This window comes from Erwinia sp. TECH1 (genome assembly GCF_054057575.1).
Genome location: NZ_JBSRZK010000001.1, coordinates 1,301,637 through 1,321,285 on the forward strand (window position 1 = coordinate 1,301,637; position 19,649 = coordinate 1,321,285).

The following is a 19,649-nucleotide window of genomic DNA, read 5'->3' on the forward strand; positions in this document are numbered from 1 at the left end:
ACGCATTTCCATCCTGCTGAAAGTGTTATAAAACTGATGATTAGCCGGCGCTTTTTTCATAAAAGTGTCATAAATCTGACGCATAATGACGCCGCATATCCAGTGACATTCCGTCACAAACGCAGGAGCAATAATGGCTAAGCGCATTCTGGTGGTCGAAGATGAAGCCCCAATCCGTGAGATGTTGTGTTTTGTGCTGGAGCAAAATGACTATCAGCCGATAGAAGCGGAAGATTATGACAGCGCCATTAATCTGTTGATTGAGCCGTGGCCCGATCTGATCCTGCTGGACTGGATGCTGCCCGGCGGCACCGGTATTCAGTTTATCCGCCATCTGAAACGCGAGGCGATGACCCGCGATATTCCGGTGATGATGCTGACCGCGCGCGGCGAAGAGGAAGACCGCGTGCGCGGGCTGGAAGTGGGCGCGGACGACTATATTATCAAGCCTTTTTCGCCCAAAGAGCTGGTGGCCCGCATCAAAGCGGTGATGCGCCGTATTTCGCCCATGGCGGTGGAAGAGGTGATTGAAATTCAGGGCCTGAGCCTGGATCCCTCCTCGCACCGCGTGATGTCGGCAACGCAGCCGCTGGAGATGGGGCCGACGGAATATAAGCTGCTGCATTTCTTTATGACGCACCCCGAGCGCGTCTACAGCCGCGAGCAGTTGCTTAATAACGTCTGGGGCACTAACGTGTACGTGGAAGATCGTACTGTAGACGTGCATATTCGCCGTCTGCGTAAGGCACTTGAACTGACCGGGCACGATCGTATGGTGCAGACAGTGCGCGGAACGGGTTACCGCTTCTCTGCGCGTTACTGATTGTCCCCACTGGAGTTTTCATCGTGCTGGAACGCCTCTCCTGGAAGAGATTGCTGCTTGAGCTGCTGCTCGCCTGCCTGCCAGCGCTGATTGTCGGTCTGCTGGTCGGCGGGCTGCCGTGGTGGCTGCTGCTGGCCGTACTGGCCGTGCTGGGCTGGCATTTTGCTAACCTGCTTCGTCTTTCCCACTGGCTGTGGATCGATCGCAGCATCACGCCGCCGACCGGACGCGGCAGCTGGGAACCGCTTTTTTACGGCCTTTACCAGATGCAGGCGCGCAACCGCCGCCGCCGTCGGGAGCTGGGCCATCTGATTAAACGCTTTCGCAGCGGCGCGGAATCCTTGCCGGATGCGCTGGTGCTGACCACGGAAGAGGGCACGATTTTCTGGTGCAACGGTCTGGCGCAACAGCTGCTGGGGCTGCGCTGGCCGGAAGACAACGGCCAAAATATCTTAAACCTGCTGCGCTATCCTGAATTTACCCTCTATCTGCGCCAGCGCGATTTCTCGCGGCCGCTGACGCTGGTGCTGAACAGCCATCGCCATCTTGAGTTCCGCGTAATGCCCTATAGCGAAGGCCAGTGGCTGCTGGTGGCGCGCGACGTGACGCAAATGCATCAGCTGGAAGGCGCGCGGCGCAACTTTTTCGCCAACGTCAGCCATGAGCTGCGCACGCCGCTTACCGTGCTTCAGGGCTACCTGGAGATGATGAGCGACGCGGTGCTGGAAGGCCCGTCGCGCAATAAGGCGCTGCATACCATGCAGGAACAAACCCGCCGCATGGATGCTCTGGTTAAACAGCTGCTGACGCTGTCGCGGATCGAAGCCGCGCCCGCGCTTGATTTGCAGGAAAAAGTCGATGTGCCGCTGATGCTGCGGCTGCTCCAGCGCGAGGCGGAAACGCTCAGCCAGGGGCGGCACGAAATCCACTTTTCCGCCGATCCACAGCTGCGGGTATTCGGTAACGATGAGCAGCTGCGCAGCGCCATTTCCAATCTCGTCTATAACGCCGTCAACCATACGCCGGACGGCACGCGCATCACCGTCAGCTGGCAAAAGACGTCGCACGGCGCGCAGTTTAAGGTCTGCGACAACGGGCCGGGCATCGCCGCCGAGCATATTCCTCGCCTGACCGAACGATTTTATCGCGTCGATAAGGCGCGCTCGCGGCAGACCGGCGGCAGCGGGCTGGGGCTGGCTATCGTCAAACACGCGCTCAGCCATCACCATGCCCGTCTGGAAATTACCAGCCAGCCGGGTAAAGAAACCTGTTTCTGCTTCTCGCTGCCTGCAAGGTTGATCGTCAACAACGAACTGGCTCAGAATGCGGTTCACTGAGCTGGCGGATAAAAAAATGAAAAAGTGGTTTTTGGCGCTGCTGCTGCTGTGCGGCACGGCAACAGGCGCGAACGAAGGGATGCTGGCGGGCAACCTCAGCAGCGTGGGTTCGGATACGCTCGGCACGCTGATGGCGCTGTGGGGGGAGAGCTTTAACCGCCACTATCCGGGCGTTAACGTACAAATTCAGGCTGCGGGATCGTCGACGGCGCCGACCGCGCTGGCGGCGGGCGCCGCACAGCTTGGCGCTATGAGTCGCCCCATGCAGGCGGTGGAGCGCCAGCTGTTCGAGAACCGCTACGGCTATGCGCCGCTGGCCGTGCCGGTGGCGATGGACGCGCTGGTGGTGGTGGTCAATCAGGATAATCCGCTACAGGGCATCAACGCTCAGCAGCTCGACGCTATTTTCTCCGTAACCCGCCGCTGCGGCGCGACGTTTGCCGTACGCAACTGGGGCGATCTTCAGCTTAAGCAGCAGCAATGGGCGCAGCGGCCTGTGCAGCGCTTTGGCCGCAATTCCGCTTCCGGCACCTGGGGGTTCTTCCGCCAGCAGGCGCTGTGCAACGGCGATTTTCGTAACGACGTGGGCGAATATCCCGGTTCCGCTGCGGTGATCCAGGCGGTCGCAAGCACGCTGAACGGTATCGGCTACGCCAGCATGGGCGCGCATATGACCGGGGTAAAAACGCTGCCGGTCGCCCTTGACGGCGATCGCGAGATTGCGCCTTCGGTAGAGAATATTCGCAGCGGCCGCTATCCCTACGCGCGTCCGCTCTATATCTATGTCAACAAAGCGCCGGGCCAGCCGCTGGAGCCGCTGACAAAGGCTTTTTTACGGCAGGCGCTGTCGGCGCAGGGCCAGGCGCTGGTCACCCAGGCGGGCTATCTGCCGCTGTCTGACGACCAGCTAAAAAAGGCCAGAGCGATGGTGGAGGGGTAAGCACCATCAACATGAATTTTTTTCATGGGTAATGAAATTTCCTCGTTTGCCGCTGAATCTTTCTCATGACATTCTTGCATTCAGCCATTTAGACATCCAGATGTCTCAGGATAACAAACAGTAACTATTTCACCATGAAATTATGCGCCGCTGCGCAGGCCAGGAGTGACCGATCATGCAAAGAGATTCAGCCCAATACCGCGCCGAAGTTGTAGGAAGTTTTCTGCGTCCTGCCGTTATCAAGCAGGCCCGCGAGCAGTTTCAGGCCGGGGAAATCGACGCCGCCGCCCTGCGCCAGATCGAAGACAAAGCGATCCGCGAGGTGGTAGAGCACCAGCGCGCCAGCGGCCTGAAAGTGGTCACCGACGGCGAGTTCCGCCGCGCATGGTGGCACTTCGATTTCTTTGACGGTCTGGACGGCGTGGAGCGCTATGAAGCGGAGCAGGGCATTCAGTTCAACGGCGTGCAGACCAAAGCCCGCGGCGTAAAGGTGACCGGCAAGCTGGGTTTCGGCAACCATCCGATGCTGGAAGATTTCCGTTTCCTGAAAAGCATCAGCGGCGACGCTATCCCTAAAATGACTATCCCAAGCCCAAGCGTGCTGCACTTTCGCGGCGGCCGTAAAGTGATTGACGCTAATGTCTATCCCGATCTGAAGGATTACTTCAACGATCTGGCGCTGACTTACCGCGATGCGATTAAAGGTTTTTATGACGCTGGCTGCCGCTATTTGCAGCTGGACGATACCGTCTGGGCTTATCTGTGTTCGGAAGATCAAAAGCGTCAAATCCGCGAGCGCGGCGACGATCCTGAAGAGCTGGCGAACATCTATGCTCAGGTGCTGAATAAAGCGCTGGAAGGCAAGCCGGACGATATGACCGTGGGCCTGCATGTTTGTCGTGGTAACTTCCGCTCGACCTGGATTTCCGAAGGCGGCTATGAGCCGGTCGCGGAAATTCTGTTCGGCACCGTGAATATCGACGCCTTCTTCCTGGAGTACGACAACGAGCGTTCTGGCGGGTTTGAGCCGCTGCGCTTTATCAAACCGGGCAAACAGCAGGTGGTACTGGGTCTGGTAACGACCAAAACTGGCGAATTGGAAGATCCGGAAACGGTGAAGAAGCGCATCGCGGAAGCGGCGCAGTTCGTCAGCCTGGATCAAATCTGCCTCAGCCCGCAGTGCGGCTTTGCTTCTACGGAAGAGGGCAACAGCCTGACCGAAGCGCAGCAGTGGGCCAAGCTGCGCCTGGTGGTGGATATCGCTAAACAGGTCTGGTAAGCCGGGCAAAAGATGCAAAAGGCGCGTTTATACGCGCCTTTTGTGCATCCATTGGCAAAATAATGCAGAAAATAACGCCGGGAAGTTCAAAAAAAATACAAATCATGTAAGGCATCTCGCCTGTAATCTGAAGTGATTATCTGGCTTAAGCAATTTCTACGCTATATCACTCTGCTTTCTCGATCCCGTATTGCCTTTCTCCGCTATAAACGTTTTACTTACCGCCGTTTTATTTATCTCCCTGTATAAAAGATCATAAATAGCGCAAACGCGCCGGTATTTCTGTCAGGCAGTTATCCGCCGTGGCAAAAGATCGGGCGCTGAAAGCGCACAGGGAACAGAACCGACATCGCGATTTCACTCAACATCAGTACGGGCCTTATGACAAATCGTTTAACTTCTAAAGACATCCTCGCGCTGGGCTTTATGACATTCGCCCTGTTTGTGGGTGCCGGTAACATTATTTTCCCGCCGATGGTGGGTATTCAGTCCGGGGAACACGTCTGGATCGCTGCGCTTGGCTTTTTGCTGACCGCCGTCGGCCTGCCGGTTATCACCGTTGTCGCGCTGGCGCGCGTGGGGGGCGGTATCGATGCGCTCAGCTCGCCGATTGGCAAAGCGGCGGGCATCGTGCTGGCCACCGTCTGCTATCTGGCCGTCGGCCCGCTGTTCGCCACGCCGCGCACCGCGACCGTCTCTTTTGAAGTGGGTATTGCGCCGATGACCGGCGACAGCCCGCTGCCGCTGTTTATTTACAGCCTGGTCTATTTCGCGCTGGTCATTGGTATCTCCCTTTATCCGGGCAAGCTGCTGGATACCGTCGGGCATATCCTGGCGCCGCTGAAGATCGTGGCGCTGGCCGTACTGGGCATCGCCGCGCTGATCTGGCCAGCGGGCGGCCTGGCACCGGCTACCGAGGCTTATCAGCATGGCGCTTTCTCCAGCGGCTTTATTAACGGCTATCTGACGATGGATACGTTGGGCGCGCTGGTGTTTGGCATCGTTATCGTGAACGCGGCGCGCTCTCGCGGCGTCAGCGAAGCCGGTCTGCTGACGCGCTATACCATTATCGCGGGCCTGATCGCCGGGGTTGGTTTGACGCTGGTTTATCTTGCTCTGTTTAAACTGGGTTCCGACAGCGCCTCTATAGTCGATCAGAACGCCAACGGCGCTGCTATTCTGCACGCCTATGTGCAGCATACTTTCGGCGACCTGGGTAGCCTGTTCCTGGCGGCGCTGATTTTTGTTGCCTGTATGGTGACGGCGGTTGGCCTGACCTGCGCCTGCGCCGAGTTCTTCCAGCAGTATCTGCCGCTGACCTATCGCCAGCTGGTATTTATTCTGGGCCTGTTCTCGATGCTGGTGTCGAACCTGGGGCTGAGCCAGCTGATCCAGTTCTCTATACCCGTGCTGACGGCTATCTATCCGCCTTGCATCGTGCTGATTTTGCTGAGCTTTACGCTGCGCTGGTGGAACAAGAGTACGCGTATTATCGCACCGACCATGCTGGTGAGCCTGATTTTCGGCGTTATCGACGCTATCAAAACCACCGGTTTTAAGGATGCGTTGCCTGCATTTACGGCCAATCTGCCGCTGGCCGAGCAGGGCCTGGCCTGGCTGCCGCCTTCGCTGGCAATACTGGTCGTCGTGGCCATCTGCGATCGCGTTATGGGACGCGCGCAGGTGAATGCGCACCAGCAGTAAAAGTGTGATACCTTCTCCTGCCCGATCTCCGGCAGGAGAAGTTGACAGAGTTTAAGCAGAATGAAAGATGAAAAATAATACGCTCAAAAAGGGACTGAGTACCCGCCACATCCGCTTTATGGCGCTCGGTTCGGCCATCGGCACGGGTCTGTTTTACGGTTCGGCTGACGCAATGAAAATGGCCGGGCCAAGCGTGATCCTCGCCTATATTATCGGCGGTGCTATCGCCTATATCATCATGCGCGCGCTGGGCGAAATGTCGGTGAACAATCCGCAGGCCAGCTCGTTCTCCCGCTATGCTCAGGATTATCTCGGCCCGCTGGCCGGCTATATCACCGGCTGGACCTACTGCTTTGAAATTCTGATCGTCGCCATTGCCGACGTCACCGCTTTCGGCATCTATATGGGCGTCTGGTTCCCCGACGTGCCGCACTGGGTGTGGGTGCTGAGCGTGGTGCTGATTATCGGCGCGATTAACCTGGCCACGGTAAGAGTGTTTGGCGAGGTAGAATTCTGGCTGTCGCTGTTCAAGGTCGCCACCATCATTATTATGATTGTGGCAGGCATCGGTATTATTTTCTGGGGCATCGGCAACGGCGGCCAGCCTACCGGCATCAGCAATTTATGGACCAACGGCGGCTTCTTTGCGCACGGCGTTATCGGCATGGTGCTGTCGTTGCAAATCGTGATGTTTGCCTATGGCGGTATTGAGATTATCGGCATTACCGCTGGTGAAGCGAAAGATCCCGCCACGTCGATCCCACGTGCGATTAACACGGTGCCGCTGCGTATCCTGGTGTTTTATGTCGGCACGCTGTTTGTGATTATGTCCATCTATCCCTGGAACCAGGTTGGCACCAACGGTAGCCCGTTCGTCCTGACTTTCCAGCATATGGGCATAGCCGCTGCGGCAGCCATTCTGAACTTTGTGGTGATTACGGCTTCGCTTTCGGCGATTAACAGCGACGTTTTCGGCGTTGGCCGGATGCTGCACGGTATGGCGGAGCAGGGCCATGCGCCTAAAATTTTCGCCACCGTCTCACGCCGTGGTATTCCGTGGATCACCGTGCTGGTGATGATGTTAGCGATGCTGATTGCGGTATACCTGAACTACCTGATGCCGGAGAAAGTCTTCCTGGTGATCGCCTCGCTGGCGACGTTTGCCACCGTCTGGGTATGGATTATGATCCTGTTCGCCCAGATTGGCTTCCGCCGCACGCTGACGCCCGCGCAGGCGAAAGAGCTGAAGTTCGCCATGCCTGGCGGGATATTCACGGCCATCGTCGGTATCCTGTTCCTGTTCTTTATTATCGGCCTGATTGGCTACTTCCCGGATACCCGCGTATCGCTTTACGTCGGTATTGGCTGGATAGTCCTGCTGCTGATCAGCTGGACGCTGGTGAAGAAAAGAATCAAGGCGTAGGCCGGAAAGCGAACAGCATTTCCGCCTGCCACCCTGAAAAAGCCTGAGTCCGGCAGCACGCCCGGCTCAGGTTTTTTTATGCGTCAGACTCAGGGCGACGATGGCAAACAGGCGGTAAAAAATTTTATTTGCAACGCTTGAAATAGATTCGGCCGACCCTATTTTACTTACGAGCAGGCGGCGAACCTGCCCGAAATGAGCTTTTGAATAGAGACTGTATTCAGGAGGTTATGATGATGACCGTACGCAACTTCTCCCTGATCCCTTCCTTGAGCGACGCGCTGTTTTCAGACCGTTTCAACCGTATGGATCGGCTGTTCAGCCAGCTGACCGGCGACACGCCCGTAGCCGCTACGCCCGCTTATGATATTCGTCGCGTAGATAAAGATCGCTATGCGCTGGCGGTGAGCGTACCCGGCTGGAAAGAGAGCGAGCTGTCTATTGAAACGGTAGGCGGACAGCTAACCATTTCCGGTAAGAGGGAAGAGCAGAAAGAAACGGAAAGCGCAGAAAATGGCTGGCTGCATCGTGGCATCAGCCGTGCCGACTTCCGTCTTAGCTACACGGTGCCGGAGCATGTAAAAGTTACCGGCGCGAAACTGCAGGACGGCATTCTTGCTGTGGATCTGTATCAGGAAATCCCTGAAAGCGAAAAACCTCGCCGTATCCCTATCACTCACGGCCAGCAGGCAATTGAAAGCCAGCAGGCTATTGAGCATCAGTCTGCGTAAAAGCTTTGTGAACGAAGTAAAAAAGGAGCTGCGGCATCATGCCGTGGCTCCTTTTTTATTGGCTAAATGCTGACAACTCCGCTCATCGAGCACCGAAAGCGGTACTTAAATGCTGAGAGATGTAGGATTGACCGTCTCAGTGGCGTCGATTAGTTTTGGAGAACGCGCCTTTGGCTGATAGCGGCAGACGTCGTTAATGCGCGGTCAATATGCCGTTCAATCCGCTGCATAGCGGCCTGCCAGGGACACAGCGTGCCTGGGGCCATTTGCCTGCATCCCGGAAACGTCAGCTCGGTCAGCAGCGGAGGGTGCTGCTTATCGAGTGGCGTAAGCTCGCGCAGCTGGGCAAGGCTTTGCGCCTGAAAATAGATGCGGATAAAACGCTCGCCCTTGTATCGCCACCGTTCGAATACCAGACTGCCGCCGGGCGGAATATTGCCGTGCGGATAATCGGCCTGCTGCCAGCGGAAATCCAACAGGGTACGCAGCCAGGCGATATTGATATCATGAGCGACATAGAGCAGCCAGCGCACGTCCGGCGGCGCGTCGGTTGCTCTTTCTCCGGTCGCGCCTGCGCGCAGCGCGCTGGCAATCTGGCTCATCAGCCCTGAAGCGCCGCGGCTGGCCAGCGTGGGCAAATCGTTGGTGTAATCATATTTAGCGCTCAGCAGCGGCAGCAGCGCGGCCAGTTCCGCCTGATTATTAACCTTGCCAAAGGCCACTTCGCTAAGTGGCTTGTTTTCGCTCCATTCCAGCCGCAGCGTTTCCGCCATTGCAGCCAGCGTATCCAGTCCCTGAATGCCGACCGTGCCGTTCGACCAGGTGGCAAGCTGCCAGGGCTGGCTGAAAACAGGGCAGGGCCGGGCGGGCTGACAGACGGCTTTTTTTAACGCGTCGATTTGCGGTTGCAGCCGCCGCTGCGCGTCTGCCAGGCTGCCGCCCATCGCGCGTAGCGCTTCCTGACGATGCGTCGCGGCCTGCTCCTGGCTGACTTTCTCGTTGGGAAGCTGAAACAGCGAGGCCGCCATGACATGTGCCGCAATGTCGCAGCCCGGAAAAGCCGCCTCGGCTAACACCTGCGCTGTGGCCCGGGTACGCTGCATCGGACTGGCTATCAGGTGAAAATCCCGTTCCTTCGGGCAGCCTTCGCCCAGCAGGCCCGCTTCACGATAGTAACTGCTCTCGTAACGTCCTTTCAGCCAGGCTGCCGTATAGCCGTGACCGGTCAGGTTACCGTCTGCGGTCAGCCAGTCGGGCCAGCGCCGGGCCGAACCGTTTTCAATAGCTCGTCGGTTATCCGGCGAAGGCGGGCGAACGCCATGTCGGCTGACTTCCACTACCTTTTCCAGCACGTAGTCCGCCTGTACGGGCTGGCTAAAAAAAGCCGTGAGGCCAGCAAAAAGCACGGCCGCGGAGAAAAACTTGTACATCCATACATCCTTAAAGATTCGTGCTGCCAAAAGCATCCTGGTGACTATTCAATCTGTAGGGAGCGAAAAACGCAGCTTCACCTGCTATAACACCTGAATATCCCTCTCAAAAAACAGGCTGACAGAGTATTACACTGCGGGCCGCACTTTTTGCTACAAGAAATCGGCTTGTACAACTTCAAAATAGCTGTACACATTTGCCGAAACTGGTTAACTTAAGCGCAGAATTATTTAAACACGTTTTAACCTACCAACTGAAGGGGGCTGTATGCGTCAGGATGGATTTAACCCGAAAACTGAAGGTGATATCAGTCGCTACTTCAGTGAAGCGATGATGCCCTCTCAACAGGAAACGTTGGGGCAGATCGTGGTGGAGATTCTGCGTTCGGGTAAAAATATTAACCGCAAGGCGATCTGTTCTAAACTGCTGAGGCGGCTTGAACTGGCCTCCGATGCGGAACAGGAAAAGCATTATCACGAGCTGATAGGCATGTTGTTTGGCCGTGAGGACTGAGTTTCAAAGCCTGGATGATGATTACCAGACGTCCTAACTTTTCTGCTCGGCCCGGCCTGCTTTCCCGCCTGGCCCTTTGATCGGCGGTGGTTGGCAAACCTGCTGCCTCCCAGGGTTACTTCCGGGAACTGTGGCTATTTATGTGCCCACATCACTGATACAGAGAAGCTGGTATGTACAGAAATGACGATGAAAAACTGATTGATATAGTGCTGGGTGAGGCCGTACTGGTGCTGTTAAAAACCGATGCTACCATCAATAACGCCGCGCTGATCCGTCAGCTGCAGGCGATGGCCGCCGTGGAAAAAAGCGCTGCCAGGCACCGTGCCTGCAAACAGGCTATTATCGATGTCAGAAATAATATAAAGACTGGTAACAATCGCTATACGCACGAAATTCGAGACGTGGATAACGTGACGCACCTTTTTACCAGCGAAGGCCCGCCGGACGGCACCAAAAAACATTGAGTCAATTCAGGTGGGGATATCCCGCCCTTTATAAAGGCGAATACTATGCAGCAGCACTCTTCAGAGCCGGGCATCCTTGAACATTTTCAGGGAGAAGGTGATTTACTGGCTCAGGAAACCAAAGTTATCGGCGCCGTGATCAGAGAAATTGCGGCAGCCGGTGGCTACGTAACGAACAAAGCGATTATCCTGAAGCTGATTGAAAAGCTGGAAAACACCTCTGATGTCGTCCAGCTGGATATCTTCCGCCAGGCGCTGGAAGTGGTGGTGGCCCGCACGCCTGACGACGCATAACCTTCACCCACATCCCAGGCGGCTTATGCAGATCGGCAAAAAGCCATAGCCGAAGCCTGCTGCCTGGGACAGTTGAAAAAAGGGGTTGTGCAGGGACTATAGGGGTTAATGGAAGCGGTCGAGTATCGATCGGAAAGCGCGTTGAATAGCGGCCTTCATGTTTTCGTCTGTAGCTTGTGCGCTGTGGATCTGAAGTCTAATCAGGATGTTATGTCGTCCTACCGGTTCGCCGCTTTCCAGCAGCTCTGCTACGGCTCTGCCGATGAGGGCACAGATTTCTGAAGAATACGCCTGCTCTTTTTTGGGCACTCTCTTCCCTCTTTGAACTGTACTGGTAAACAGACTATCACAGCCCGCCGCGGCGTGCTGTATATTTAACCTGGTGCGCCCGCATCAAAAGCTTAAGCCGCCTGAATTGCCCGCATAAAAAAAGCTCGCCGAAGCGAGCTCTATTCAGCAGTCTGCAAAAAGATATTACAGCTTGCCAGCGTTCTCAGACAGGTATTTCGCTACGCCGTCCGGAGAAGCGCCCATGCCTTCTTTGCCTTTTTCCCACTGAGCCGGGCACACTTCGCCGTGCTCTTCGTGGAACTGCAGCGCGTCAACCATACGCAGCATTTCATCAACGTTACGGCCCAGCGGCAGATCGTTAACAACCTGGTGGCGAACCACACCGGCTTTGTCGATCAGGAAAGAGCCGCGCAGCGCAACGCCTGCATCCGGATGCTCGATGCCGTAGGCTTTCTGGATTTCACGTTTGATATCCGCAACCATCGCGTATTTTACTTCGCCGATGCCGCCTTTATCGATTGGGGTCTTACGCCATGCGTTGTGAACGAACTCGGAGTCGAAAGAGACGCCGACCACTTCCACGCCGCGCTTCTGGAATTCTTCATAACGCTTGTCGAAAGCGATCAGCTCAGAAGGGCAAACAAAAGTGAAGTCCATTGGCCAAAAGAACACAACGGTGGCTTTACCAGCGGTGTGTTTTTTAAAGTTAAAGTTTTCTACGATTTCACCGTTGCCCAGCACGGCTGCGGCGGTGAAATCAGGGGCCTGACGAGTTACGAGAACCATAGTCACTCCTGTAAGGATAAATTAAGGGAAACGGCCGCCAGTATGGGGCGGGATAGCGTTGTAAACCAGCGATAACCGCCGATTTCTCTGATAGGCTTTACCTATCAAAAAGCTTTTTTATTCAATGTGTTCGCCAACAATAACCTTTTTCAGCAAAAGGGCAAGCGGCAATCGTGGCTACAGTGACTGCTGGCGGGCTTTTGCCATCATCTGCGGATAAAACTGCCGGAAAACAGCGTCGAGCTGTTGATAATTATCAACAAAATCCTGATAGCAATCTGCCAGCGCGGCCAGGCGAGGACGGCGGCTGGCCATCCCGGTCAGCACGTTTTGCAAATAGGGCGCTTCCGCATACTTTTCCATCCAGCGATCCGTCCACAGATAGCGATTCAGATGCTGGAAACGCTCCGGCGTGGTGGCAAGGTGCGGGCCGATCTCCGCCCGCGCCTGACGTAAAAAATCCGGTAAGGCCGTTTCCGGCACGATCTCATCCCAATGACGGGATAAAAAGTGATCCCAGATGACGTCCAGCGCGATAGGCGATACGCGATAGGTTTGGGGGCGGAAAAAACCGCGTGCGACCCGGACTTCCGGCAGGGCGTCGGTCATGACGTCAACGCGTCGGTGCAGCAAAATGCCGGCGGCAACGTTATCAGGCCAGACGTCACGCGGATTGCCGCGCACGAAGTCAGCCATCAGGTTGCCGAGCAGGGAGCTGTTGGCCAGCCGCGCCAGATGAAGGTGAGCGAGAAAGTTCATCGCGGCAGTATATCGGCTTCTGACGTGTCGGGATACCGTTGATAGGGGCGTGCAGAGCGCATCGACGCCCGTTGGCGGACGGTTTAACCGATAGATGCGGCGAATGGTTCAGAATTGGCGGGTTTTCAGCTAGAATGTGCGCCCTGATTTCCCTGACTGTGAATGACCATGCGCGTTGCCGATTTTTCTTTTGAGTTGCCCGAATCTTTGATTGCCCACTATCCGCAGGCCCAGCGCAGCGGATGCCGTCTGCTGTGCCTTAACGGCCCGGACGGCGCGCTGACCCACGGGGTGTTCACCGATTTACTGGATTTGCTCAATCCGGGCGACCTGCTGGTTTTTAACAATACGCGCGTGATCCCGGCGCGTATTTTCGGACGTAAAGCCAGCGGCGGCAAAATCGAAGTGCTGGTTGAACGGATGCTGGACGAGCATCGCGTGCTGGCCCATATTCGCGCCTCTAAAGCGCCGAAAGCGGGCGCCGGGCTGCTGCTTGGCGACGACGAAAGCGTCAAAGCGACGATGGTTGCCCGTCACGACGCGCTCTTTGAGCTGCATTTCGACGACGAGCGCGCCGTGCTGGATATTCTGGACGCCGTCGGCCATATGCCGCTGCCGCCTTATATCGATCGTCCTGACGAAGACGCGGATCGCGAGCTTTACCAGACTGTTTACAGCGAACGTCCCGGCGCGGTGGCTGCGCCTACTGCTGGCCTGCATTTTGACGAACCTATGCTGGAAGCGCTGCGGGCGAAAGGGATTGAAACCGCTTTCGTTACGCTGCACGTCGGCGCGGGCACGTTCCAGCCGGTACGCGTGGACAGCATTGAAGATCATATTATGCACGCCGAGTATGCTGAGGTTCCGCAGGAAGTGGTGGATGCGGTGCTGGCGTGCAAAGCGCGCGGCAACCGTGTCGTCGCCGTAGGCACAACTTCCGTGCGCTCGCTGGAGAGCGCAGCGGCGGCGGCCAAAGACGCGTTGATTGCGCCGTTCTTCGACGACACCAAAATTTTTATTTATCCCGGCTATGAGTATCAGGTTATTGATGCGCTGGTCACCAATTTCCATCTGCCGGAATCGACGCTGATTATGCTGGTTTCCGCTTTCGCGGGCTACCGTCACACCATGCACGCTTACGAGCAGGCGGTAGCGGAGAAGTATCGCTTCTTCAGCTATGGCGACGCGATGTTTATCACCCGCAATCCGCAGGCGATAAACGAGCAGGTCGGTAAATAATGCCATAACCGGCTTTGTCCGGTTGCGACGCCTGCGCCCGACCGGGGCGCAGGTCAACTCTTAAGCATCAGACTGTTTCTCTGATGGAGGCAACGTGAAGTTTGAATTAGATACTACTGATGGGCGCGCGCGCCGTGGCCGTCTGGTTTTCGATCGCGGCGTGGTGGAAACCCCGGCCTTTATGCCTGTGGGCACCTACGGCACCGTAAAAGGCATGACGCCGGAAGAAGTGCAGGATACCGGCGCGCAGATTATTCTCGGCAACACTTTCCATCTGTGGCTGCGTCCCGGCCAGGAGATCATGAAGCTGCATGGCGATCTGCACGACTTTATGCAGTGGAAAGGGCCAATCCTGACCGACTCCGGCGGTTTCCAGGTGTTCAGCCTGGGCGACATTCGCAAAATCACCGAAGCGGGCGTGCATTTCCGCAACCCGATTAACGGCGACAAGATCTTCCTCGATCCTGAAAAATCGATGGAGATCCAGTACGATCTCGGTTCCGATATCGTGATGATTTTCGACGAATGCACGCCTTATCCTGCCGACTGGGATTACGCCAAACGCTCGATGGAGATGTCGCTGCGTTGGGCGCAGCGCAGCCGCGACCGCTTTGATTCGCTTGAAAATAAAAACGCGCTGTTCGGGATTATTCAGGGCGGCGTTTACGAAGATTTACGAGATGTCTCCGTAAAAGGACTGGTAGAGATCGGCTTTGATGGTTACGCTGTGGGCGGCCTGGCGGTCGGCGAGCCGAAAGAGGACATGCACCGTATTCTGGAGCACGTCTGTCCGCAGATCCCTGAGGACAAACCGCGCTATCTGATGGGCGTCGGCAAACCGGAAGATCTGGTTGAAGGCGTACGTCGCGGTATCGATATGTTTGACTGCGTGATGCCTACCCGCAATGCCCGTAACGGCCACCTGTTCGTGACTGACGGCGTGGTGAAAATCCGTAACGCGAAATATAAAGATGATACGGCGCCGCTGGATGCGGAGTGTGATTGCTACACCTGTCGCAACTATAGCCGCGCCTATTTGTATCATCTGGATCGTTGCAACGAAATACTGGGTGCGCGTCTTAACACTATTCATAACCTGCGCTACTACCAGCGCCTGATGGCTGGTTTACGCAAGGCTATTGAAGAGGGTAAATTAGAGCACTTTGTTACCGAATTTTATGCGCGGACGGGCAAAGCGGTTCCGCCGTTAAACGTCTGATAATTAATCAATGAGGGAAAATTAATGAGCTTGTTCATTTCTGATGCAGTGGCTGCTGCGGGTGCGCCAGCACAGGGAAGCCCGTATTCGCTGGTCATCATGCTGGTGGTTTTTGGTCTGATCTTCTATTTCATGATCTTGCGTCCACAGCAGAAACGTAGCAAAGAGCATAAAAAACTGATGGATTCCATCAGCAAGGGTGACGAAGTGCTGACCACCGGCGGCCTGGTCGGACGCGTAACCAAAGTGGCGGATACCGGCTATGTAGCTATCGCGCTGAACGAGACGACGGAAGTTGTGGTCAAACGTGATTTCGTGGCTGCCGTTCTGCCGAAAGGTACGATGAAGGCGCTGTAATTTTTTGTTTTCCCTAAGGGAACTGCCGTGTTAAACCGTTATCCTTTGTGGAAGTACATCATGCTGATCGTCGTGCTTATCGTCGGTCTGCTCTATGCGCTTCCCAACCTGTATGGTGAGGATCCGGCTGTTCAGATCACCGGCGCGCGCGGAAGCGCCGCCAGTGAACAGACGCTGAATCAGATCCAGAATGCTTTAAAAGAAGAGAATATCCAGAGCAAATCCATTGCGCTGGAAAACGGCGCTATCATGGCGCGCTTCGCTAACGGCGACGTGCAGCTGCGCGCTCGTGACGCCATCATCAAAACGCTGGGCGAAGACTACGTTGTCGCGCTCAACCTTGCTCCAGCCACGCCAGGCTGGCTGAGTATGCTGGCCGCAGAACCGATGAAACTCGGTCTCGATCTGCGCGGCGGCGTGCACTTCCTGATGGAAGTCGATATGGATACCGCCCTGGGCAAGCTCCAGGAGCAGAATATCGATAACCTCAGAAGCGATCTGCGCGACAAAAATATTCCCTACACCAACGTGCGTAAAACCGATAACTACGGTCTGGAAATTCGTTTCCGTGACGCACAGGCGCGTGACGACGCCGTCAGCTATCTGACCGGCCGCCATCGCGATCTGGTGATCAACGCCAGCGGCAGCAACCTGCTGCGTGCGGTCATGTCGGATGACCGCCTGCGTGAAGCGCGCGAATATGCGGTTCAGCAGAACATTACTATCCTGCGTAATCGCGTGAACCAGCTTGGCGTTGCCGAACCGCTGGTGCAGCGTCAGGGCGCTGACCGCATCGTGGTCGAGCTGCCGGGTATTCAGGATACCGCGCGTGCTAAAGAGATCCTGGGCGCGACCGCCACGCTGGAATTCCGTCTGGTTAACACCTCCGTCGATCCTACCGCTGCCGCCAACGGCCGCGTACCGGGCGATTCCGAAGTGAAAAATACCCGCGACGGCCAGCCGGTAACGCTGTACAAGCGCGTGATCCTGACCGGTGATCACATCACTGACTCGACGTCGAGCATGGATGAGTACAACCAGGCACAGGTTAACATCTCGCTGGACAGCGCGGGCGGCAACATCATGTCCAACTTCACCAAGGATAATATCGGCAAGCCGATGGCAACGCTGTTTGTGGAATACAAAGACAGCGGTAAGAAAGACGCCAACGGTCGCGCTATCCTGGCGAAGCAGGAAGAAGTGATTAACGTCGCGAATATCCAGTCTCGCTTGGGCAACAGCTTCCGCATCACCGGCATCAGCAATCCAAACGAAGCGCGTCAGCTGTCGCTGCTGCTGCGTGCGGGCGCGCTGATTGCGCCAATCCAGATTGTGGAAGAACGCACCATTGGTCCAACCATGGGCGCGCAAAACATTACTCAGGGTCTGGAAGCCTGCCTGTGGGGCCTGATCGCCTCTATCGTGTTTATGGTGGTTTACTACCGTAAATTCGGCGTGATTGCGACCACTGCGCTGGTGGCAAACTTGGTGCTGATTGTGGGGATTATGTCTCTGCTGCCCGGCGCCACGCTGACCATGCCGGGTATTGCCGGTATCGTGCTGACGCTGGCGGTCGCCGTTGATGCTAACGTACTGATTAACGAACGTATCAAGGAAGAGCTGAAGAACGGACGCTCCGTTCAGCAGGCGATCCATGAAGGCTACAGCGGCGCGTTCTCCAGTATTATCGACGCCAACGTCACCACGCTGATCACGGCTATTATCCTTTATGCTGTCGGTACGGGATCCATTAAAGGCTTCGCTATCACCACGGCTATCGGTGTAGTGACCTCTATGTTTACCGCTATTGTCGGTACCCGCGCCATCGTCAACCTGCTGTACGGCGGTAAACGCATCAACAAGCTGTCTATTTGAGGAGTGCGTTGTGGCACAGGACTATAGCGTTGAACAACTGAACTACGGCCGTAAAGTCCATGACTTTATGCGCTGGGACAAGCTGGCCTTTACTCTTTCCGGCCTGCTGCTGATCGCCTCATTTGCGATCATGGGCCTGAAAGGGTTTAACTGGGGTCTGGATTTCACCGGCGGTACGGTGATTGAAATTACCCTGGAGAAACCGGCCGAGCTGGATAACCTGCGCGGCGCGCTGGAGAAAGCGGGCTTTACCGATCCGCAGGTGCAGAACTTCGGCAGCAGCCGCGACGTGCTGGTGCGTATGTCGCCGCACGAAGGCAACGCGGGCCAGGAGCTGGGCAACAAGGTCGTCAGCATTATCAATCAGGCGACGGCGCAAAACGGCACCGTGAAGCGCATTGAGTTTGTTGGCCCAAGCGTGGGCAGCGATCTGGCGCAGACCGGCGGCATGGCGCTGCTGGTGGCGCTGATAGCCATCCTGGTTTACGTCGGTTTCCGCTTCGAGTGGCGACTGGCGTTAGGCGCCGTGCTGGCGCTGGCGCATGACGTGATTATCACCATGGGCATTCTTTCTCTGTTCCATATTGAGATTGATTTGACCATTATTGCGTCGCTGATGTCGGTTATCGGTTACTCGCTGAACGACAGCATCGTGGTATCGGACCGTATTCGTGAGAACTTCCGCAAGATCCGTCGCGGTACGCCTTACGAAATCTTCAACGTCTCGCTGACGCAGACGCTGAGCCGTACCATTATGACCTCCGCCACCACGCTGGTGGTGGTGCTGATGCTGTTTATCTTTGGCGGCGCGCTGCTGGAAGGCTTCTCGCTGACCATGCTAATCGGCGTGTCCATCGGGACAATTTCATCTATCTACGTGGCTTCGGCGCTGGCGCTGAAACTGGGGATGAAACGCGAGCATCTGCTGCAGCAGAAAGTGGAGAAAGAGGGCGCCGATCAGCCTTCGATTCTGCCTTAAGCTTTCCGCTGTTAAATAAAAAGCGCCGCATCTGCGGCGCTTTTTTTATGGTTTCGTCTGGGCCACAACGTCATGAACCCGGACATAGCCCAGCTGTTCCGGCGGCAGATTGCTCAGGCGCAGCGGCACCGTGACTTCGCTACGAGGCAGCAACGAGGCCGCCACGCTGAAGGTCTGGCTCTGGCTGTTTACCTGTAGCGGTTTGCCGGTAGTCGGATCCAGCTCGCCCCATTCTACCGTTGCGCTGAACGCAGGCAGATTGTTGTCGCCGGCAGAGCGAATATGCAGCATCGCCCGCGTGCCGTTGGCTTCATTTTCTATATGGCTCAGCGACAGCTTCACCTCGCCCAGCTGGCTTTGCAGCGGCACGGCCGTATTGGTGGCCGGCAGCAGCCAGGCGCCCTGGGTAGAATTGCCGTTAAGCATATTCTGCCGCGTCAGCGCCGTTGCCTGCTCGGTAAGCTGCTGCATCTCATTGTTGAGCTTGCCCACCTGGTTATGCAGCTTGTTGATCTGCGGCTGCTGCGGTGAGGCGCAGCTTGCCAGCAAAACAACCAGCGGCAGCAGCGAGGCCTTTTTCAGGTATCCGGCCATAGTTGCCTACTGAGGAATGCGTAAGGTCTGACCCGGATAGATCTTGTTCGGATCGGAGAGCATCGGCTTGTTAGCCTCAAAGATTTGATTGTACTTGTTCGGATCGCCATACACTTCTTTCGAGATAGCGCTCAGCGTGTCGCCTTTCTTCACCGTATAGAATTTTGCTTCGGTCGCGGTTTCAGCCACCTTCACATTATCCTCAACGTGGGTGATACCGGCTACGTTACCGGCCGCTACCAGGATTTTTTCCTTCAGCTCTTGCGAAATGCTGTCGCCGCTGATGCTGGCCTTATCGCCATCCACCTTAACGTCCACCTTGTCGCTGCCCGGCAGGCCCAGCTTGTGGATATATTCTTTCAGCTTCGCGCTCTGGTCTTCGCCAGCGCCGCTTACGGAATCCCACAGCTTCTCGCCAGCTTCTTTTACAAAGTTAAATAAACCCATATTTCCTCCGGCTAATCCTTGTTTTTAAAAAAGTTACGCCTGAGCGTTCTCTCATTATAGCGGAAGAACGAGGAGATACCTGGTCAGATGCCAGACAAAGCGATACGGCGGGGGAAAGAAGGACAACCCGATATTTTGTTGCTCGCCACTTCGCGCTACAC

21 protein-coding genes are annotated in these 19,649 nt (G+C 56.1%); 15 read left to right on the top strand and 6 right to left on the bottom strand.

Annotated elements, in window-relative coordinates; translation table 11 throughout:
* The first annotated feature begins 133 nt into the window (after nucleotides 1-133).
* The 7 genes from phoB to ACVWZ0_RS06030 all read left to right on the top strand — a co-directional run bounded on the left by phoB (nucleotide 134) and on the right by ACVWZ0_RS06030 (nucleotide 8,237).
* Nucleotides 134-823: a phosphate response regulator transcription factor PhoB gene (gene phoB / locus ACVWZ0_RS06000; RefSeq protein ID WP_125288383.1), complete on the top strand. Its 690-nt coding sequence runs from the start codon at nucleotides 134-136 to the stop codon at nucleotides 821-823.
* A gap of 23 nt (nucleotides 824-846) precedes the next feature.
* Nucleotides 847-2,160: a phosphate regulon sensor histidine kinase PhoR gene (phoR, locus tag ACVWZ0_RS06005; protein WP_253455091.1), complete on the top strand. Its 1,314-nt coding sequence runs from the start codon at nucleotides 847-849 to the stop codon at nucleotides 2,158-2,160.
* Between the two features lie 16 nt (nucleotides 2,161-2,176).
* Nucleotides 2,177-3,100: a PstS family phosphate ABC transporter substrate-binding protein gene (locus ACVWZ0_RS06010; protein ID WP_253455089.1), complete on the top strand. Its 924-nt coding sequence runs from the start codon at nucleotides 2,177-2,179 to the stop codon at nucleotides 3,098-3,100.
* Nucleotides 3,101-3,275: 175 nt separating this feature from the next.
* Nucleotides 3,276-4,379 (top strand): cobalamin-independent methionine synthase II family protein, encoded by a 1,104-nt coding sequence (locus ACVWZ0_RS06015; RefSeq protein ID WP_253455088.1) that lies wholly within the window; start codon nucleotides 3,276-3,278, stop codon nucleotides 4,377-4,379.
* A 381-nt stretch (nucleotides 4,380-4,760) separates the two neighbouring features.
* Nucleotides 4,761-6,083: a branched-chain amino acid transport system II carrier protein gene (gene brnQ / locus ACVWZ0_RS06020; RefSeq protein ID WP_253455086.1), complete on the top strand. Its 1,323-nt coding sequence runs from the start codon at nucleotides 4,761-4,763 to the stop codon at nucleotides 6,081-6,083.
* 67 nt (nucleotides 6,084-6,150) lie between these two features.
* Nucleotides 6,151-7,506, top strand: coding sequence for a proline-specific permease ProY (gene proY / locus ACVWZ0_RS06025; RefSeq protein WP_253455084.1), 1,356 nt, complete (start codon nucleotides 6,151-6,153; stop codon nucleotides 7,504-7,506).
* A 236-nt stretch (nucleotides 7,507-7,742) separates the two neighbouring features.
* Nucleotides 7,743-8,237 carry an Hsp20 family protein gene (locus tag ACVWZ0_RS06030; protein WP_253461089.1) on the top strand — a complete coding sequence of 165 codons (495 nt, stop codon included), beginning with the start codon at nucleotides 7,743-7,745 and terminating at the stop codon, nucleotides 8,235-8,237.
* Nucleotides 8,238-8,386: 149 nt separating this feature from the next.
* Here ACVWZ0_RS06030 and ACVWZ0_RS06035 read toward each other — a convergent pair whose 3' ends face one another.
* A complete protein-coding gene (locus tag ACVWZ0_RS06035; protein ID WP_253455083.1) occupies nucleotides 8,387-9,667 on the bottom strand; it encodes a histidine-type phosphatase in 1,281 nt (426 codons plus the stop codon).
* A 268-nt stretch (nucleotides 9,668-9,935) separates the two neighbouring features.
* Between ACVWZ0_RS06035 and ycgZ the strand changes: the two genes are divergently transcribed.
* The 3 genes from ycgZ (at nucleotide 9,936) to ACVWZ0_RS06050 (ending at nucleotide 10,942) form a co-directional block, all read left to right on the top strand.
* Nucleotides 9,936-10,181 (top strand): regulatory protein YcgZ, encoded by a 246-nt coding sequence (gene ycgZ, locus ACVWZ0_RS06040; protein ID WP_253455081.1) that lies wholly within the window; start codon nucleotides 9,936-9,938, stop codon nucleotides 10,179-10,181.
* Nucleotides 10,182-10,354: 173 nt separating this feature from the next.
* The gene (locus tag ACVWZ0_RS06045) at nucleotides 10,355-10,648 is read left to right on the top strand and encodes a hypothetical protein (protein WP_253455080.1); all 294 of its coding nucleotides are present in this window, start codon (nucleotides 10,355-10,357) and stop codon (nucleotides 10,646-10,648) included.
* A 45-nt stretch (nucleotides 10,649-10,693) separates the two neighbouring features.
* Entirely contained in the window at nucleotides 10,694-10,942 is a 249-nt protein-coding gene (locus ACVWZ0_RS06050; RefSeq protein WP_125288395.1) for a biofilm/acid-resistance regulator YmgB/AriR, read from the top strand.
* A gap of 105 nt (nucleotides 10,943-11,047) precedes the next feature.
* Here the strand turns inward: ACVWZ0_RS06050 and ACVWZ0_RS06055 are convergent, their stop codons facing one another.
* The 3 genes from ACVWZ0_RS06055 to ACVWZ0_RS06065 form a co-directional block, all read right to left on the bottom strand.
* A complete protein-coding gene (locus ACVWZ0_RS06055) occupies nucleotides 11,048-11,251 on the bottom strand; it encodes a hypothetical protein (RefSeq protein ID WP_456783779.1) in 204 nt (67 codons plus the stop codon).
* Nucleotides 11,252-11,416: 165 nt separating this feature from the next.
* On the bottom strand, nucleotides 11,417-12,019 hold the full coding sequence (locus ACVWZ0_RS06060) for a peroxiredoxin C (protein WP_125288397.1): 603 nt from the start codon (nucleotides 12,017-12,019) through the stop codon (nucleotides 11,417-11,419).
* A 177-nt stretch (nucleotides 12,020-12,196) separates the two neighbouring features.
* Nucleotides 12,197-12,778 (bottom strand): ACP phosphodiesterase, encoded by a 582-nt coding sequence (locus ACVWZ0_RS06065; RefSeq protein WP_253455079.1) that lies wholly within the window; start codon nucleotides 12,776-12,778, stop codon nucleotides 12,197-12,199.
* Nucleotides 12,779-12,946: 168 nt separating this feature from the next.
* On the opposite strand from ACVWZ0_RS06065, the gene queA reads away from it, so the two are divergent.
* The 5 genes from queA (at nucleotide 12,947) to secF (ending at nucleotide 18,447) form a co-directional block, all read left to right on the top strand.
* Nucleotides 12,947-14,017 carry a tRNA preQ1(34) S-adenosylmethionine ribosyltransferase-isomerase QueA gene (gene queA / locus ACVWZ0_RS06070; RefSeq protein WP_253461087.1) on the top strand — a complete coding sequence of 357 codons (1,071 nt, stop codon included), beginning with the start codon at nucleotides 12,947-12,949 and terminating at the stop codon, nucleotides 14,015-14,017.
* Between the two features lie 94 nt (nucleotides 14,018-14,111).
* On the top strand, nucleotides 14,112-15,236 hold the full coding sequence (tgt, locus tag ACVWZ0_RS06075; protein WP_125288399.1) for a tRNA guanosine(34) transglycosylase Tgt: 1,125 nt from the start codon (nucleotides 14,112-14,114) through the stop codon (nucleotides 15,234-15,236).
* 24 nt (nucleotides 15,237-15,260) lie between these two features.
* The gene (yajC, locus tag ACVWZ0_RS06080) at nucleotides 15,261-15,593 is read left to right on the top strand and encodes a preprotein translocase subunit YajC (protein ID WP_125288400.1); all 333 of its coding nucleotides are present in this window, start codon (nucleotides 15,261-15,263) and stop codon (nucleotides 15,591-15,593) included.
* A gap of 27 nt (nucleotides 15,594-15,620) precedes the next feature.
* Nucleotides 15,621-17,468 (top strand): protein translocase subunit SecD, encoded by a 1,848-nt coding sequence (secD, locus tag ACVWZ0_RS06085; RefSeq protein WP_125288401.1) that lies wholly within the window; start codon nucleotides 15,621-15,623, stop codon nucleotides 17,466-17,468.
* Between the two features lie 10 nt (nucleotides 17,469-17,478).
* The gene (gene secF, locus ACVWZ0_RS06090; protein ID WP_253455077.1) at nucleotides 17,479-18,447 is read left to right on the top strand and encodes a protein translocase subunit SecF; all 969 of its coding nucleotides are present in this window, start codon (nucleotides 17,479-17,481) and stop codon (nucleotides 18,445-18,447) included.
* A gap of 45 nt (nucleotides 18,448-18,492) precedes the next feature.
* On the opposite strand, the gene ACVWZ0_RS06095 is transcribed toward secF, so the two are convergent.
* Both ACVWZ0_RS06095 and lysM read right to left on the bottom strand, forming a co-directional pair.
* Nucleotides 18,493-19,041, bottom strand: a complete 549-nt coding sequence (locus tag ACVWZ0_RS06095) for a SadB/YajI family lipoprotein (RefSeq protein WP_253455076.1) — start codon at nucleotides 19,039-19,041, stop codon at nucleotides 18,493-18,495.
* Nucleotides 19,042-19,047: 6 nt separating this feature from the next.
* Nucleotides 19,048-19,488 (bottom strand): peptidoglycan-binding protein LysM, encoded by a 441-nt coding sequence (gene lysM, locus ACVWZ0_RS06100; protein ID WP_125288404.1) that lies wholly within the window; start codon nucleotides 19,486-19,488, stop codon nucleotides 19,048-19,050.
* Nucleotides 19,489-19,649 lie beyond the last annotated feature (161 nt).

Excerpts from the sequence above, each read along its gene's own strand:
- proY (WP_253455084.1), top strand. The coding sequence starts at position 6,151 with ATGAAAAATAATACGCTCAAAAAGGGACTGAGTACCCGCCACATCCGC.
- ACVWZ0_RS06060 (WP_125288397.1), bottom strand. The coding sequence starts at position 12,019 with ATGGTTCTCGTAACTCGTCAGGCCCCTGATTTCACCGCCGCAGCCGTG.
- yajC (WP_125288400.1), top strand. The coding sequence starts at position 15,261 with ATGAGCTTGTTCATTTCTGATGCAGTGGCTGCTGCGGGTGCGCCAGCA.
- ACVWZ0_RS06030 (WP_253461089.1), top strand. The coding sequence starts at position 7,743 with ATGACCGTACGCAACTTCTCCCTGATCCCTTCCTTGAGCGACGCGCTG.
- brnQ (WP_253455086.1), top strand. The coding sequence starts at position 4,761 with ATGACAAATCGTTTAACTTCTAAAGACATCCTCGCGCTGGGCTTTATG.
- ACVWZ0_RS06035 (WP_253455083.1), bottom strand. The coding sequence starts at position 9,667 with ATGTACAAGTTTTTCTCCGCGGCCGTGCTTTTTGCTGGCCTCACGGCT.
- lysM (WP_125288404.1), bottom strand. The coding sequence starts at position 19,488 with ATGGGTTTATTTAACTTTGTAAAAGAAGCTGGCGAGAAGCTGTGGGAT.
- ACVWZ0_RS06095 (WP_253455076.1), bottom strand. The coding sequence starts at position 19,041 with ATGGCCGGATACCTGAAAAAGGCCTCGCTGCTGCCGCTGGTTGTTTTG.
- queA (WP_253461087.1), top strand. The coding sequence starts at position 12,947 with ATGCGCGTTGCCGATTTTTCTTTTGAGTTGCCCGAATCTTTGATTGCC.
- ACVWZ0_RS06045 (WP_253455080.1), top strand. The coding sequence starts at position 10,355 with ATGTACAGAAATGACGATGAAAAACTGATTGATATAGTGCTGGGTGAG.
- ACVWZ0_RS06015 (WP_253455088.1), top strand. The coding sequence starts at position 3,276 with ATGCAAAGAGATTCAGCCCAATACCGCGCCGAAGTTGTAGGAAGTTTT.
- phoB (WP_125288383.1), top strand. The coding sequence starts at position 134 with ATGGCTAAGCGCATTCTGGTGGTCGAAGATGAAGCCCCAATCCGTGAG.
- ycgZ (WP_253455081.1), top strand. The coding sequence starts at position 9,936 with ATGCGTCAGGATGGATTTAACCCGAAAACTGAAGGTGATATCAGTCGC.
- ACVWZ0_RS06065 (WP_253455079.1), bottom strand. The coding sequence starts at position 12,778 with ATGAACTTTCTCGCTCACCTTCATCTGGCGCGGCTGGCCAACAGCTCC.
- ACVWZ0_RS06050 (WP_125288395.1), top strand. The coding sequence starts at position 10,694 with ATGCAGCAGCACTCTTCAGAGCCGGGCATCCTTGAACATTTTCAGGGA.
- ACVWZ0_RS06010 (WP_253455089.1), top strand. The coding sequence starts at position 2,177 with ATGAAAAAGTGGTTTTTGGCGCTGCTGCTGCTGTGCGGCACGGCAACA.